The 14,726-nt window shown below is 73.0% G+C and carries 14 protein-coding genes; 3 read left to right on the plus strand and 11 right to left on the minus strand.

Translation table 11 applies throughout. From position 1 onward, the window contains the following. The first annotated feature begins 101 nt into the window (after positions 1-101). On the plus strand, positions 102-1,025 hold the full coding sequence (locus tag ACFYOU_RS14970) for an LLM class F420-dependent oxidoreductase (protein WP_389766138.1): 924 nt from the start codon (positions 102-104) through the stop codon (positions 1,023-1,025). Positions 1,026-1,061: 36 nt separating this feature from the next. Here the strand turns inward: ACFYOU_RS14970 and ACFYOU_RS14975 are convergent, their stop codons facing one another. Together ACFYOU_RS14975 and ACFYOU_RS14980 are read right to left on the minus strand one after the other, a co-directional pair. Next, complete coding sequence (locus tag ACFYOU_RS14975; RefSeq protein ID WP_391305930.1) at positions 1,062-1,700, minus strand: nucleotidyltransferase domain-containing protein; 639 nt, start codon at positions 1,698-1,700, stop codon at positions 1,062-1,064. 9 nt (positions 1,701-1,709) lie between these two features. Then, on the minus strand, positions 1,710-3,266 hold the full coding sequence (locus tag ACFYOU_RS14980) for an alpha/beta fold hydrolase (RefSeq protein ID WP_391305932.1): 1,557 nt from the start codon (positions 3,264-3,266) through the stop codon (positions 1,710-1,712). A gap of 295 nt (positions 3,267-3,561) precedes the next feature. Between ACFYOU_RS14980 and ACFYOU_RS14985 the strand changes: the two genes are divergently transcribed. Further along, positions 3,562-4,068: a DUF6624 domain-containing protein gene (locus ACFYOU_RS14985; RefSeq protein ID WP_391305934.1), complete on the plus strand. Its 507-nt coding sequence runs from the start codon at positions 3,562-3,564 to the stop codon at positions 4,066-4,068. Between the two features lie 126 nt (positions 4,069-4,194). Here the strand turns inward: ACFYOU_RS14985 and ACFYOU_RS14990 are convergent, their stop codons facing one another. The 6 genes from ACFYOU_RS14990 to ACFYOU_RS15015 all read right to left on the minus strand — a co-directional run bounded on the left by ACFYOU_RS14990 (position 4,195) and on the right by ACFYOU_RS15015 (position 9,121). Beyond that, positions 4,195-4,659, minus strand: coding sequence for a DUF6099 family protein (locus ACFYOU_RS14990; protein WP_391305936.1), 465 nt, complete (start codon positions 4,657-4,659; stop codon positions 4,195-4,197). 252 nt (positions 4,660-4,911) lie between these two features. Continuing rightward, positions 4,912-5,250, minus strand: coding sequence for a MazG-like family protein (locus ACFYOU_RS14995; protein WP_391306311.1), 339 nt, complete (start codon positions 5,248-5,250; stop codon positions 4,912-4,914). Positions 5,251-5,318: 68 nt separating this feature from the next. After that, positions 5,319-6,503: an ATP-binding protein gene (locus ACFYOU_RS15000; RefSeq protein ID WP_391305938.1), complete on the minus strand. Its 1,185-nt coding sequence runs from the start codon at positions 6,501-6,503 to the stop codon at positions 5,319-5,321. A gap of 181 nt (positions 6,504-6,684) precedes the next feature. After that, entirely contained in the window at positions 6,685-7,068 is a 384-nt protein-coding gene (locus ACFYOU_RS15005) for a cell division protein SepF (RefSeq protein WP_385488193.1), read from the minus strand. Between the two features lie 137 nt (positions 7,069-7,205). After that, positions 7,206-7,610: a MazG nucleotide pyrophosphohydrolase domain-containing protein gene (locus ACFYOU_RS15010; RefSeq protein WP_389766191.1), complete on the minus strand. Its 405-nt coding sequence runs from the start codon at positions 7,608-7,610 to the stop codon at positions 7,206-7,208. Positions 7,611-7,780: 170 nt separating this feature from the next. Further along, positions 7,781-9,121, minus strand: coding sequence for a M64 family metallopeptidase (locus tag ACFYOU_RS15015; RefSeq protein WP_391305941.1), 1,341 nt, complete (start codon positions 9,119-9,121; stop codon positions 7,781-7,783). Between the two features lie 540 nt (positions 9,122-9,661). Here ACFYOU_RS15015 and ACFYOU_RS15020 point away from each other — a divergent pair. After that, positions 9,662-11,017 (plus strand): helix-turn-helix domain-containing protein, encoded by a 1,356-nt coding sequence (locus ACFYOU_RS15020; RefSeq protein ID WP_391306313.1) that lies wholly within the window; start codon positions 9,662-9,664, stop codon positions 11,015-11,017. A gap of 118 nt (positions 11,018-11,135) precedes the next feature. On the opposite strand, the gene ACFYOU_RS15025 is transcribed toward ACFYOU_RS15020, so the two are convergent. The 3 genes from ACFYOU_RS15025 to ACFYOU_RS15035 form a co-directional block, all read right to left on the minus strand. Further along, on the minus strand, positions 11,136-11,927 hold the full coding sequence (locus ACFYOU_RS15025; RefSeq protein WP_389766126.1) for an enoyl-CoA hydratase/isomerase family protein: 792 nt from the start codon (positions 11,925-11,927) through the stop codon (positions 11,136-11,138). Next, the gene (locus ACFYOU_RS15030) at positions 11,924-13,180 is read right to left on the minus strand and encodes a cytochrome P450 (RefSeq protein WP_391305943.1); all 1,257 of its coding nucleotides are present in this window, start codon (positions 13,178-13,180) and stop codon (positions 11,924-11,926) included. The genes ACFYOU_RS15025 and ACFYOU_RS15030 overlap by 4 nt, the downstream gene beginning before the upstream one ends. 157 nt (positions 13,181-13,337) lie before the next feature. After that, positions 13,338-14,723: a cytochrome P450 gene (locus ACFYOU_RS15035; RefSeq protein ID WP_389766124.1), complete on the minus strand. Its 1,386-nt coding sequence runs from the start codon at positions 14,721-14,723 to the stop codon at positions 13,338-13,340. Between the last annotated feature and the right edge of the window lie 3 nt (positions 14,724-14,726).

A 14,726-nucleotide genomic window follows, 5' to 3' on the forward strand; every position in this document is an offset into this window, starting at 1 on the left:
TGCCGGCGACGGCCCGGGCTCCGGCGACGGGGCGGGGACGCGCGGGTGCGGGGCCGCGGGGTTGCCGTCGCCGGCTCCCCGCTGCCGGGCATGATGGAGACATGGATCTACGAGTCTTCACCGAGCCCCAACAGGGTGCCACCTACGACACGCTGCTCCGCGTCGCGCGGGCCGCCGAGGACCTGGGCTACGACGCCTTCTTCCGGTCCGACCACTACCTCCACATGGGTTCGGTGGACGGTCTCCCGGGCCCCACGGACGCGTGGACCACCCTGGCGGGCCTGGCCCGGGAGACCCGGCGGATCAGGCTCGGCACGCTGATGACGGCGGGCACCTTCCGACTGCCGGGAGTCCTCGCGATCCAGGTGGCACAAGTCGACCAGATGTCCGGCGGCCGGGTGGAACTGGGCCTCGGCTCGGGCTGGTACGCGGACGAGCACACCGCGTACGGCATCCCGTTCCCCAAGGAGAAGTTCGGTCGGTTGGAGGAGCAGCTCGCGATCGTGACCGGGCTGTGGGAGACGCCCGTCGGCGAGCGGTTCACCTTCGACGGCACCCACTACCAGCTGAAGGACTCCCCCGCGCTGCCGAAGCCCGCGCAGTCCCCGCTGCCGATCCTCATCGGCGGGCACGGGGCGAAGCGGACGCCCGCCCTGGCCGCGCGGTACGCCCATGAGTTCAACATCCCCTTCGCCTCGGTCGCGGACACCGAGCGGCAGTTCGGCAGGGTCCGGGCCGCCGCCGAGGAGTTGGGGCGGGCGCCCTCCGACCTGGTGTACTCCAACGCCCTGGTGACCTGTGTGGGGCGCACCGACGAGGAGGTGGCGCGCCGGGCGGCGGCGATCGGCCGGGAGGTGGACGAGCTGAAGGAGAACGGTCTCGCGGGCTCGCCGGCCGAGGTGGTCGAGAGGCTGGGCCGGTACGCCGCGGTCGGCTCCGAGCGGGTCTACCTCCAGATCCTGGACCTCGACGACCTCGACCACCTGGAGCTCGTCGCCTCCGAGGTCATGCCCCAGCTGACGTGAGCCCGGCCGGCGCGGAGCGCCCCGCGGGGTGCGGGGTCAGGGGCGTTCCCCGCCCGGTGGGCGCAGCTCGGCGTCCCACGGGTGGTCCCCGTAGGTGGCGGCGACGGCCCCGGCGAGCCACCGCCGCTGCTCGGCGCCGAGCACGGGGAGCGCCGCCGCGAAGTCCTGCTCGTCCTTCGCCCTGGGCTGCTTGGCCTTGTAGAACAGCTGGACCTCCGGGGCGAGGTGGGGCACCCCCTCGGGGGTGCGGGCGCCCACGAGGTCGAGGGGCCGCCGCACCCGGGGGTTGCGCCGGGAGACCCAGTGCCCGCCCTCGGCCTCGTCGAGCATGACCTGGAGCCGCCAGGGTGCGGTGGGGCCGGGGCGGCACCAGATGTCGTGGACGCCGACCGGGAGGACCTCCCCGGGCGCCCAGGGGCGCAACTCGCCGGGCGGGTCCGCCGCCCACCACTCCCACCCGGCCAGCACCTCCTGGACCGCCAGCTGATCGCGGCGCAGCAGCAGGACGTCGATGTCGCCGTGGGCCCTGACCGTACGGCCGACGGCGAGTTCGATGGCGTGGCCACCGGCGATCCACCAGGGGACGGAGGCCGCGGCGAACCACCCGACCACGGTGGACAGGGGTGCGGGTTCCCAGGGTTCCAGGGCGGGCGGGACGTGCGCGGCGGGTGTCATCCGGCGAGGCTATCGGGCGGACGGTTCGGCGCAGGTGACGTCGTCGGGGGGCAGGGTCCCGTCGCGCAGGTAGGCGTTGACCGTGCGGTCCGCGCAGGGCACGGCACCCAGACCGTCGACGGAGCGGGCGTAGACGCCGTGGGTGCGCAGGTCCGCCGTGACCAGGCGCGAGCCGGTGAGCCGGCGGTGCAGGGCGAGGGCGCCCTCGTAGGGCACGTTGTTGTCGCTGCGGGCGTGCAGCATCAGGACGGGGACGTCGTTGTCGATGGCCGTGCCCGCTTCCCGGGGCTCGGTGGCCCAGTACGCGCACGGGGCGATCATGCCGTTGACGTACGGTCCGAAGACGGGCTCGGTGGCCCGGCTGCGGACGCTGTTGTGCCAGTACGTCGCGGGGTCCTTCGGCCAACCGCCCGCGGGCCAGCCGCCGTCACCGCACATGAAGACGGCGCCGCCCACCATGCTGTCGGCCAGTTCGGGCGAGCTGAGGAGTTGGAGGAACCCGGCGAGTTCCGGTCCTGGCGCGGTCAGTTCGCCCGCAGCGGCGGTCACCAGGTCGCGGACCACGGCGGCCAGTGCGGCGTCGTGCTCCTCGTGCTGGACGAGTTGTTTGAGGATCATCCGTTGCAGCGGGGCGCCCAGCCGGTGGCCCTGGACCGCCACGGGGCGCCGCTCGGCCTGGTGGAGCAGCCGTTCGACGGCCGCCCGGACCTCGCCCGCGGTGCGACCGAGTCCGTAGGTGCCGTGCCGGCGGGCGGTCCACGCGGCCCAGGCGTCAAGGCCCTCCTCGGCGGGGGCGCCGGACTGCTGGAACAGTTCGTACTGGGTGGCCGCCGGGTCGGTGGCCGAGTCGATGACCATGCGATGGGTCCGGCGGGGGAACATCTGTGTGTAGACGGCGCCCAGGTCGGCGCCGTAGGACACCCCGTAGAACGAGAGTCGGCGTTCTCCCAGGGCGGCCCGGATCACGTCCATGTCCCGGGCGACGTTGCGGGTGGAGGCGTGCGGGAGCAGGGCCGCGTTGTCCTGGTGTTCGTGACAGCGCCGGGCCGTATCCCGTGCGGCCCGCAGTGACTCCTCGAAGTCGGCGCGCGGTGACGTCACCTCCCCGGTGGGAGGGGCGGTGGCGGCGGGGGCACAGGTGATCGGTGTGCTCTCGCCCAGGAAGCGGGGGTCGAAGCCGATGAGGTCGTAGCGGTCCGCCACGTCCTTCAGGACGGGGCGCAGCGAGAGGGGGTGGCCGAGTCCGGTGCCGCCGGGGCCGCCCGGGTTGGACAACAGGATGCCGCTGCGGCCCTCCGGTGAGGCGGCCCGTACCCGGGACACCGCGATGCGGATCGTGCGTCCGCGGGGCTCCGCGTAGTCCAGCGGGACGGTCACCTTCGCGCACTGTGCGCCCGCTGTGGCCAGTTCCGGTTGGTCCGCCGGGCATTCGCCCCAGGTGAGGCGCTGCTCGGTGAAGCGCGACAGGGCTCCGCGGGGTTCCGCCGGGGCTGCGGCGACCGGTAAGGCACCGGAGAACAGGACGGCCGCACCGAGTCCGAGGGCGGCGAGGGGTGACATGCGCATCGTGGTCCTTCGAGCTGGGGATTCGCTGGTGGTGACGCTAGGGGCGGGTGAGGCTCCAGCGGCATGCGGCTGCCCGGTCGTTCCTCACGGGGGTTAACCCCCGGACGACCCCGGGGCACGGGAACGGGCCCGTTCGGCGGAGGGGGGAAGAAGCGCCCGGCTCGGAGGGGTAGGTCCATTGTCCCGGAGTGCGGCGGCGCTCGTCACCGTTCTCCGGAATGATCTTTTGCACCCGATATGCACCCTAGGCTTGCCGCAGAAAGCACAACACACGCACCGATCAGGGGAGTTGAGAGTGACGCAGGACGTTGCCGCGTTGGCGGTGGAACTCAGGGAGATGGCCGCGGTCGACCATCGGTCCGCGACGGGCGCGAACAGCGAGGACCCGGTGGAGCAGTTGGCGTGGCGCCGCCTGACCGCACGGCACGGGGATCGACTCGGCGAGATCATGGACGAGTACGGCTGGCCGACGTCGGAGCTCGTGGGCGAGGAGGCCGCCCGGGCGGCCTGGCTGATCGCCCAGCACGCCGACCGGCAACTCGACGTCCAGCGGCGCGCCCTCGCACTGATGCGGCAGGCGGTGTCGGCGGGCGCGGCCGGTCCGCGCGAGCTGGCCTTCCTCCTCGACCGCACGCTGGTCAACGAGGGACGCGAGCAGGTCTACGGCACGCAGATCGCCGGCGTGCGGGGCGGCGCACCTGTCCCCTGGCCCTGCGTGGAACCCGAGCGCATGGACGTGCTCCGCGCGGAGGTCGGCATCCCACCCTTCGAGGCTTACGTCGCCGAGTTCACGCGGGACTGACGCCGCCGGATGCTCACGCAGCGGCCCCGTCCGCGCGGACCGAGCGCCCAACGCCAAACACTGAGCACCGCGCACTGAGCACCGCGCCCCCGCTGTACCGCGCGCCCGCAGGGCCACGGCACCCGCTCACGGGTCCCCGTCCGGGAGGCGGGTGAGGGCGGGGAGGCGGCGAAGCATTTCGAGGACGCGGTCACGGCATTCGTCGGCAGCGTCGATCGCCTCCATGCACTGCCAGTACGCCCCCTGGTCCTCCGCGGTGCTGGCGATGCCGACCAGAGCGATGCCGACCTCGGTGAGCAGACCGCCCAGCCCGAAGAGGGCCACCTGGGCGTCGTCGATGCCGGTGAGCCGGGCCGCCCGTATCCCGTCGACGCCCGGGAGCGGCGGGGACAGCACCCCGCAACCCCGACCGCCGACCTCGCTCAGGCGCAGAGCCTCGCCGCGCAGTTCCGGGGGGCCCGTGACGGCGAGCCGACTCCCCATCACCTGGGCCAGGGCCTGCGCCTGCCAGGACTCCGCCATGATGTGCACCACGTCCTCGCTCGCCGCCAACGCCTGCCTGTTGATCACGATCAGCCGCATCGCATCCATGCCCTTGCCCCCGCCTTTCTTGGACGCTGGGAGTGAGCGTCCGACCGCGCCTCATCTGTTCATTACCCAGAGTGAGCGCTTCTGAGACGGATAGCTAGTGGAAGCCTGAAATCTGTGGACAAGAAGGCGACTGGGGAAAAGCCGACCACTCCGGAGAGTGACCAAACCGGCTGCTGGGCCTACGACTTCTCCCGGTTGGCGGACGGTCAGTTCATGCCCTCCGGCCCGCTGACGGGCCGGTCAGCAGGTCGGTCAGGTCGGCGAGTCCGTGACGGGGCCGGCCTCCGGGACCGGGAACCGCTTCTCGTTCCGGTCGATCTTGGCGGCCAGCGCGGTCAGCGGATCGATGTCGAGCACGGCGCAGAACTGGAGCAGATAGGCGAGCACGTCCGCCACCTCGTCCCTGACGCGGTGGGCGCGGTCGGGATCGTCCATCACCCGGGCGGACTCCTCGGGCGTCAGCCACTGGAAGATCTCCACCAGTTCGGACGCCTCCACGCTCAGCGCCGCGGCCAGGTTCTTCGGGGTGTGGTACGGCTGCCAGCCGCGGGCCCGCGCGAACTCGACGAGCCTGCGGCGCAGTTCCGTCAGCGAGACGTCCTCAGTACCGGGACGGTGGGGAGGTTCGGGAGTGCCGGGAGCGGCCGGGGTCGATGGGGTCACCGGTCAAGGTCTACCACCGTGAGCGGATCACCGGGCACCCCGGCCCTCAGCTGCGCCGCGCCCCGCGCCGAGCCCACCAGCCGCACGTGCCCGCGCTCGCACATCGCTGCGGCCAGCGCCGCGAGTTCGCGCACCTGTCGATCGTCGAGCGAGCGGTCGAGGTCGTCGGCGAGGACGGTGAGGCACTGGTACGCGGACGGGATCTCGGTGGCGGGGTCCACGTCCAGGACCCCCGGCCCGGTCAGCAGCACGAGGGCGAGCGCGAGGTAGCGCAGTTCGCCGTCGCCCAGCCGCTGCACGGGGGTGAGGCGCCCGTCGCCGCGGTCGAGCACGGCACGCTCCGTACCGTCGGGCGGGCCTTCGGCCCGGAGGTCGACGACGGGGCCCGGGCAGCCCGCACGGACGGCGGCGACCAGCCGGGCGTGGCGCTGGGCGCATTCGGTGCGGGTGCGACGGAGCACGGCTGCGAGGTTTCCGCAGTCGGGCAGGAGCCGTCCGGTGTCCCGCTCCGTGCCGGCGGGCGGCGGGCCGGTGGCGCGCATCCGCTCGGGGTCGGGGTCGCAGACGAAGACGGAACGCAGTGCCACGACGACCTGTTCGGCGGCGGCGAGCACCCTGCGCTGCCCGGGGGTGCGGCCCGCCACCCGCAGCGGCACGACCGCGGTGCCCAGCCGGTCGTCGGGGAAGGGGGCACGGGTGACGACAGCGGCCCCCGCGGTGTACCAAGCGGCCTGGACGGTGGACCGGGTGGGATCGCGCAGCGCGGTGACGAACAGTTCGGTACCGTCCGCCCCGGTCAGCCGCTCGCCCGCGACCCGCAGTTCGGGTTCGACCTGGACGGCCAGGTCCAGACGGACCGGACCGGCCGGACCGTCGACCGTGCAGCCGACGCGGAACCCCCGGCGACCGCTCCCGTCGGGGCCCATGTGTTCGGGCACCCAGCCGGCGGGGTCGGGGAACGCCCGGGCGAGGGGCGCCCCGGCCGCCAGCCGGGCGAGCGCCCGGTAGGCGCGCAGGGCGCTGCTGCGCCCGCTGCCGCTGCGACCGGTGAGGATGGTCAGCGGCTCCACCGGCAGGGTGACGCCGACGTGGGAGGCACAGGCGGTGAGTCGGAGTTCGGTGAGGGCCGGCCGGAGGGTTCGGGTGCCCGGCTCGGCCGCGCCCGGGGTGAGCACTGTCATGCACCACGACGGTAGGGACCGCCCGTCGCGCCGAACCGTTCCCTCAGGGTGACTTTCCTACGAACGGGGGAACGGGCCGGGCGGCTGACGAGGGGTGCGGGACCCCGGGCACAGGCCGAACCCGAAGCCGGCGTCGCCACCGGAAGGGCTCCGGGAAGGCTCCGGAAGGGCCGGGGAGGGGCTAGGGAAAGGTCGCTCCGGCGACGAGTCCCTGGATCTCGGTGCCGGGCGGCGCCAGCAGGAAGACGTTCCGGTCGACGCGGTGCATCCCGCTGCCGAGGCCGAAGACGACTCCGCTGCTGAAGTCCAGCACGCGTTTGGCCACGTCCGTTTCGGCGCCCGTCAGGTCGAGGAGGACGGGGATGCCCGACATCAGGGTCTCCGCCACCTCACGGGCGTCCGAGAAGACGTTGACGCGCAGCACCACGAACTGGCGCCGGGGCTCCCTCGCCCCTTCCGGCTCCGCCGGGTGTCCGGTCCAGGAGGGCCATTCGTCCCGCCCGCGCAGTGGAACCACCCGGGCCAGCCCTTCCCACTGTTCGTCGGTGACGTCGTGGCTGTTCAACGGCCCACCCCGTCCTGGCTCGCGCTTTTCTTCCCCACTGGACCATTCTTACGTGAAGTCACCCGATCGGCCCAACAACGACACGGAACGTCGTGGCGGGACGGGGGGATCGGAACGCCCCGAGGTGCCGGACGCGGTCAGGCCGAGGGGTCCGCGGCGGGGGCAGCCGGGCGGCGCCAGCCCTGTTCCCGCAGGACGGCCGAGACGTCGGGTGCCCGGTAGTGGTCGCCCTTGAGCACCTTGCCGTCGGCGCGTACCCGGGGCACCCCGTCGGGGCCGAGCTTGCTCATGTTGGCCCGGTGGATCTCGGCGATCACCCGGTCGAGGTCGATGCCGTGGACGAGGGCCGTGCCGTAGGCGACGTAGACCACGTCGGCGAGTTCGTGGGCGAGCCGGTCGAGGGGGCCGTCGACGGCGACCTCCGCGACCTCGGCCACCTCCTCGTCCAGGAGGTCCTGCCGGTGGGCGGCGAGCCGGGCGGGCACCTCCTGCGGGACGGTCCGGGCGTCGAGCCCGAACGCCCGGTGGAACTCGTTGACCAGCCGGGCGGGCGAGCCGCCCGGGGCCGCGGGAGTGGTGGTGCCGGCGTCGTCGGGAGCGGCGGACGGGTCAGGGGCGGGAGAAGGAGAAGGGCGCACGCCCCTGAATCTACCGGCCGCCCCGGCCCCGCCGCTCCGGGCGGCGGGGTGCGGAGCCGGGGCGGGCGGCCGGCTCATCGGTGGCCGACGGTCCAGGTCAGGGAGCTGGTGGCCGCCTCGCGGACCTGCGGGTCACGGATCGCGGAGGTCGCGTCGACGGCCCGGGCGGTGACGGTCCGTCCCTGGCCGTGGCCGCGCACGCCCAACTGCCGCGGGGTCACGACCCGTTCGCCGCGGGCGTGCCGGACCTCGACGCCGTCGACGTACCAGCGCAGCTGGACCCGGGCGATGCCCCGGCGGTCGAAGGAGGCGAGTTCGGCACGGATCGGGTGCTGGGCCCGGACCGGGCGGTCCGTCGGTGTCGGACTGGTCAGCGCCTTGGCGTACCGGTAGAAGCCGCCGATCATCCCCTCGCGTCCGACGAGGTTGAACGCGTCGGTGTCGAGCTTGCGCATCAGCGAGTTGGCGGTGGGGCGGTAGAGGCCCTGGGGGTAGTACCCGCTGCCCTCGTAGGTGCCGACCGTGCCTCCGGCGGGGTCCTGTTCGCCCATCCAGCGCCACCACTTGGCCCGGTGGGCGACCTGGTGGGCGGCGTCGTGCACGGAGGAGTTGCGGTCGGTGGGCTCGGCGCCCTGGTAGCGGCCGTAGGTGTCGTAGGTGTACTCGTCGGCGAGGTGGCCGATGGAGTGGCCGAGTTCGTGGGCGCCGATCAGGGTGGAGCGGTCGTTGTCGGAGGACATCGTCGCGATGCCGTCGTAGCCGACCTCGTTCTGTACGCCGCTGTAGCCGGCGCCGCCGTAGGTGGTGGTGTTGGCGAGGACGAACACGATGTCGGCGGCCGGTGCCTGCGCAGCGTGGGCGCTGACCTTGTCGATGTCGACGCACAGCAGCCGTTCGATGTCGCCGCACCAGAAGTACGAGGACAGGGCGGTGTTCTTGACGACGTCCTTGGTGGGGTCGCCGGAGACCCCGGAGTCCTGGGAGACGGTGTCGACGACCCAGATGTTGAAGAGGTCGCGGTAGCTCTTGTAGGGCTCGATCTGGAAGACGGACTCGACCTTGGCCTGGGCGTCGGCGCGGAAGTCGGCCTGCTGGGCCGCGGTGTAGCCGTCGCCCATGACGACGAGGTCGAGTCGTGCGTCGCCGGGTCCACTGTGCTGGAGCGAGCCGACGGACGCACGGGCCGGTGCCGCCTCGGGTGCGGTCTTCTGGCGGGCCGTCAGACGTTGCGGGGCCGTGGCCGGGACCTCCGTGTACCGTCCCTCGACGCCCGGGTCCGGGAAGTACTCGACGGTCACCTCCGGGGAGTCGGGCCCGCTCGGAGCGGGGGCGGCCAGCGCGGGGGCGGCGGCCGGGGCGGTGACGCAGAGCAGCGCGGACGCGCCGAGGGCGGCGGCACGGGTGCGTATTCGCACGGGGTCTCCTGGGGACGGTTCGGGGAGGGCGATCGCGGGCCGGGCGCGGGGTGCGGGCCGGGGCGGCGCCCGGGGTGGGGGCGTGCCCCGACCCGCTCCGGACCTGGTGGGGGCCGGGGCGGAGCCGGGTGGGGCGACGAGTGCGGCACCCGCAGGGGTTCAGGGCCGCAATGGTGGTTAAGTGCTTTGTTAACCACACTTGACTCGCGGATTAACTTAGAATCGCCGGGCGCCCGGCGCAAGATCTCCGGGGCGGCGAGAATCGTGGGCGGTCCGGGGCGGCGCTGCCGGACCGGACGATCAGCACGGCGGAGAGGGTCCACAGTGACGGAGCGGCAGAGCAGTGGACGGCCCCGGGCCGGGCGGGGCCCCGGGGCCACCGAGCCGGTCGGGTCCGGCCGGTCGAACACCCCGGGCCGGAGCGCCGGTTCCCCCGTCCCCTTCGCTTCCCCCGTCCCCTTCGGCTCCCTGGACTCCCCCAACTCGCCCGGCTCCTCCGGTTCGCCGGATGTCGAACCGGACGGCTCCTCGGCGGGGGCCATCGGCCGTCGGGTCCACCGGCTGCGGGCGGACCGCGGCCTGACCCAACGTCAGCTGGCGGAACCGGCGTACACCGCGGCGTACGTGTCCACCCTGGAGGCCGGGCGGGTCCGTCCCTCCGAGAAGGCGTTGCGCCACCTCGCGGCACGGCTCGGCACCAGCTACGAGGAGTTGGCCACCGGGCGGCCCGCCCACCTCGCCACCGGACTGCGACTGCGGCTCACGGAGGCACAGCGCGTCCTCGCCACCGAGGACCCCGCCGATGCGACCGTGCTCTACACCGCGCTCGTCGCGGAGGCCGAACGGCACGGGTGCGGGCCCGAGCGGGCCACCGCACTGGTGGGCCTCGGACAGTGCGCCCTGGAGACCGGTGAACTCGACGCCGCCCGACAGCACTTCGAAGCGGCCGAGCGACTGATCGGCGCGCTCGGCGAGCCCCTGACCAAGCGGGTGCCGGCCGTTCGTGGACGGGCCATCGCCCATCTCCTGGCCGGGGAGCTGCGTTACGCCTGCTACTTGCTGGAGAACGCCCTCGACGAACTCAACGCCTCCGGGCTGCACGACCCCGATGCGCTGGTACTGCTGTACACCGCGGCCATCGGCCCGTACATGGACCTCGGCGCCCATGCACGGGCCGCGCAGGCGGCGGAGTCGGCGCTCGCCCTCGCGCCCCGGGTGTCCGATCCGGCCCTGGTCGCCCGGATGCACCGGGGAGTGGCCCGTACGCTGATCGCCGAAGGCCGCTCGGACGAGGCGGACGCGTCCCTCGCCAAGGCCGCCGCGTACTACCAACAGCTGCAGATCCACGGTGAACTCGCGCTGTGCCACTGGATGCGCGGCTACGTGCACGCCCAGCGCGCGGACACCGGAGCCCCGGACGGGGGCGGTGCCGAGGACCTCGCCCGGGCCGAGGCCGAACTGCGCACCGCCCGGGACATGCTGGCGGCCCGGCGCGCCCGGCTGTACACCCACCAGGTGGGCGTGGAGTTGGCGGGGGTGCTGCACCGGCGCGGCAAGGACGACGAAGCCGAGGCGCTGTTGCGGGAGTTGCTGGGCGGGCTCAGCCCCGGGCGGGGCTCGGTGCACGCGGCCGGCGCGCACCGGTTGCTCGGGCTGATGGCGGAGCGGCGCGGCGACGCCGAGGCCGCCGAGGAGCACTACGTCCGGGCACTCGCGTTGTTGGAGCATGCGGGTGCGGCGGGTGACCTCGCGGACCTGTGCCGGCTCCTCGGGGACCTGTTGCGGCGGGCCGGCCGGACGGAGGCGGCGCTCGACGCCTACCGGACCGGGCTCGGGCACCGTTCCGCCCCCGGCACCACGACCCTCGGACCGCCGCCGGCGACACCGCCGTTCTGACCGCTGCGGTGCGGGCTCGGGTGGCTGGCGCCCAGGGCCCCTCTGCGGCTACGGGGTGTTCCGGTGGACGGCCCCGGAGCGCGGGGCCGTCCACCGGTGCGGACGCGGTCAGGTCAGGTCAGGGCGCCGCGGTGGTGTGGTGCCGTGCGGCGACCACCGCGGCCAGCAGTTCCGCGTCCAGTGCCGTGGGATCGGCGAGCCGGGTCGGTGCGGCGTACGACGACAGCAGGGCCTTGGTGATGCGCAGGGCCATCTCGGGACGCCGTAGGACGGGGGCGACCCAGCGGGCCACCGCCTCGTCGAGGGAGTCCTCGGGCACCACCTTCTGGAGGACCGACAGGTGGAGGGCCTCTTCGGCGTCGAACGCCCGGGAGGTGAGGACGAGCTCCCGCAACCGTGCCGCACCCATCTCGTGGATCAGCCGCGGCAGCGCCCCGCCCCAGGCCAGGGGCATTCCCAGGGCGAGTTCCGGAAGCCTGAAGGTCGCCGTGTCGGCGCCGACCCGCAGATCGCAGGCGATGGCCAGACCCAGGCCCGCTCCGGTCACCCGGCCCTGGAGGCGGGCGATGGTGACGGCCGGGCTGCCGGTGAGCGACTCGATCACGCGGCGGGCCTTGGCGCCGATGAGCTGCACTCCGCGCCCCGTCGGGTCCTCCCGGGCCATGAGGTCGTACTCGTCGCGGTCGCCGCCCAGGCAGAAGTCGTCGCCCGCCGCCGACAGGACGATCACGCGGATGCCGGGATCGGGGTCCACGAGCACGGACAGCAGGTCGTCGAGCATCGCCTCGGTGACGGCGTTGCCGGTGTCGGGGCGGTCCAACCGCACCCGCAGGACGGCGCCGTCCCGCACCACCCCCAGCGTGGCGGGCCGTCGCGCAGCCGGAACGGGGTCGGTCAGCGACTCGTTCACGCCGACACCATGAAGGACGCCACGCGGCGGATCGCCACCCGGGGCTCGTAGACGGGGGGTGCGGAGACCCGCAGCCGGGGGAACCGTCTCAGCAGTCCGAGGAGCAGGCTCCGGGCCTCCAGCCGGGCGAGGGCGGGACCCATGCAGTAGTGCGGGCCCGCGCCGAAGGACAGGTGGCTGCCGGTGCGGAGCATGTCGAAGCCGTGCGGGTCGGCGTTGCGCCGCGGGTCGCGGTTGGCGGCGCCGTACATCACGTGGACCATGCCGTCCTTGGGGATGGGAACGCCGGCGAGGACGGTGTCCTCGGCGGCGTAGCGGGTGTTGAACCGGATCGGCGGGTCGTACCGCAGGACCTCTTCGAGCGCCCTGTCGACGTGTTCGGGATGGTCCCGGAGCCAGGACCAGCGGCCGGGTTCCCCGGCGAGCAGCCACACCATGCCGGACAGGAAAGTCGAGGTGGTCTCCAAGGAGGCCAGGGCGATGAAGAACGTCAGGGCGTTCAGCATGTCGTCCACCGCGGCCCGGTCGGGCTCCAGGGCGTCGAGGTCGCGTATCCAGCGGGATATCGTGTCGTCGCCCGGGTGGGACCTGCGGTCGGCCACCAGGTCGGTGAAGAAGTCCCAGAGCTCGGAACTCGCCTCGCCGGCCGCGATCAGCTGGGCGGGGGTGGGCAGGAGTTCCTGGGCGTTCGACTGGACGTGGGCGAGTCGTACGATCCGGTCGTGGGACGCCTCCGGGATGCCGAGCCAGCCCCCGACCGTCCTGATGGGCAGCCGTTCGGCCACCAGGTCGGCGTAGTCCGTCTCGCCGTGGGCGAGGGCGTCGCCGAGGTCGTCGAGCAGTGACCCCACGTCCTTCTCGACCTGGTCGGTCAGTGCGGTCATCGTGTCCCGGTCGAAGAGGTTGCCCAGGCAGCGCCGTTGGTAGCGGTGCAGGGGCGGGTTGAGCCGGGTGAGCGTCTTGTTCATGTCCGACGAGGCACGGTCGTGCCACCGGTGGTCGTCGGGGCGCCGGGCCTGCCACTCGGAGTCCACCGCGAGCCAGTTCTTGTCACGCAGCACCTGGCTGCACGCTTCGTATCCGGTGACGAGGAAGGCCCCCCAAGGGGCGGGCGCCACGTCCCCCAACGCGCGCAGTTGGTCGTAGATGGCACTCGGATCCGCCTGTCCCGTCGGGGACCGCAGCCCCCGGATCAGGGACACGATCGTCCGGCGGTCGTTCGACGTGCGCACTCGTTCGCCCAGGGAAGTCACTCATGGCTCCTTGGATCAGGGAGGGGAAGGGAGGGGGGTGGCCGCCGTTACCTACCCACTTCCCTACCCATTTGGGGGGTTCTTGAGTGTTGCCTCCGTCACCTGCCAAAGGAATGGTTTCGGGATCCCCACATCGTGGGGATCCCGTGCCCTCCCCTCACACGCGGAAGACGTCCAGGAAGGAGCTCCACCAGCCCTTTTGCTTGCGCTGTGGTTCTGCGCGGCCGGTCGGCGCCGGTGTTCCGGGCTCAGCCGGCCGTGCCTGCGGGGCGGTGGTGCGGGCGGGCAGCCGACGGGCGGGGACGGGACTGAAGTGCACCGGCATGGACAACATGGCGCGGTGGAAGGGACCGGGCCGCCACTCCAACTTCTCGGCGGGAACGGCGAGCGTCAGGTCCGGCAGGGCGTTCAGGATGCGTTCGATGGCGGTGAGCGCGATGACCCGCGCCGGTGACTTGGCGGGGCAACTGTGCGGTCCCGCGCCGAACGCCAGGTGCGCCCCCTTGCTGAGGGTCAACCGGGCGTCGGTCAGGCTCGGGTCGGCGTTGGCGGCGGCGAAGCTGATGACGACGGGGTCGCCCGCGTGCAAGGTGACGTTGTCGAGCAGGATGTCCTGGACGGGGAAGTGCGTCGCGTAGTTGGCCAGCGGCGGGTTGTTCCACAGGACGGTGTCGAGGGCCTCCTCGACGAGCATGCCCGCGCCCCGACCGTGTCCGGCGGCCGTCTTGCCGTCGAGCAGCAGCAGGATCGCGCTGCATATCAGGCTGCTCTGGGGTTCGATGCCCGCCGCCATCATGGTGACGAGCTGGTCCTTGAGCTCCTCGTCCGTGAGTCCGGCGTGGTGCTGCACGAGCCAGGTGGTGACGTCCTCGCCGGGGCTGCGGCGCTTGAGGGCGACCAGCTCCAGCAGGGCGGCGGTGAGTTCCTCGTTGGCGCGGACCGCGTCGTCGCCGTCGAAGATCCCGGCGATGCCGCGGGTCATCCGGTCGCCGATGTCGGCGGGGCAGCCGAAGAGCTGGTTGAACAGCAGCATCGGCAGCAGCTTCGCGTACTCCCTGAGGAGGTCGGCGCTGCCGCGCTCGCTGAACTGGTCGATGAGGTAGTCGGCGATGCGCTCGACGTCACGGGTCAGCCGGCTCGTGTTCAGCTTGGCGAGGCTGTCGGTGACCGCCTTGCGCAGCCGCAGGTGCTCGGCGCCGTCCGAGAACAGGCAGTTCGGCCGGTAGTACATCATCGGCAGGACGGGACTGTCGAGCGGCACCCGCCCCTCGTTGAGGGCCCGCCACCGACGGGAGTCGCGCACGAAGAGCGCCGGGTTCTGGAGGACGCGCAGCGCGGCCTCGTGCTGGATGACCAGGGTGGCGTCCACGCCGGGCGCCAACTCGACCGGGGCCGTCGGGCCGTGTTCGCGCAGCCGGTCGTACGTGCCGTAGGGGTCGATCGCGAAGTCGTCGCCGTACAGCGGGGTCGGTTGCTGCGGCTGCTGGTGCATAGGGCACCCGGGGGGAGGTGAGAGCGGGGTGGACCCCGTCTGTGCATCCATGCG

It is taken from the genome of Streptomyces sp. NPDC005955 (assembly GCF_042871255.1).
In the GTDB taxonomy this organism is placed as follows: Bacteria; Actinomycetota; Actinomycetes; order Streptomycetales; family Streptomycetaceae; genus Streptomyces.

Bases quoted from the DNA above. Each gene is read 5' to 3' on its own strand.
- ACFYOU_RS14970 (WP_389766138.1), top strand. From the start codon at position 102: ATGGATCTACGAGTCTTCACCGAGCCCCAACAGGGTGCCACCTACGAC.
- ACFYOU_RS14990 (WP_391305936.1), bottom strand. From the start codon at position 4,659: ATGGATGCGATGCGGCTGATCGTGATCAACAGGCAGGCGTTGGCGGCG.
- ACFYOU_RS14980 (WP_391305932.1), bottom strand. From the start codon at position 3,266: ATGCGCATGTCACCCCTCGCCGCCCTCGGACTCGGTGCGGCCGTCCTG.
- ACFYOU_RS15035 (WP_389766124.1), bottom strand. From the start codon at position 14,723: ATGGATGCACAGACGGGGTCCACCCCGCTCTCACCTCCCCCCGGGTGC.
- ACFYOU_RS15000 (WP_391305938.1), bottom strand. From the start codon at position 6,503: ATGACAGTGCTCACCCCGGGCGCGGCCGAGCCGGGCACCCGAACCCTC.
- ACFYOU_RS14975 (WP_391305930.1), bottom strand. From the start codon at position 1,700: ATGACACCCGCCGCGCACGTCCCGCCCGCCCTGGAACCCTGGGAACCC.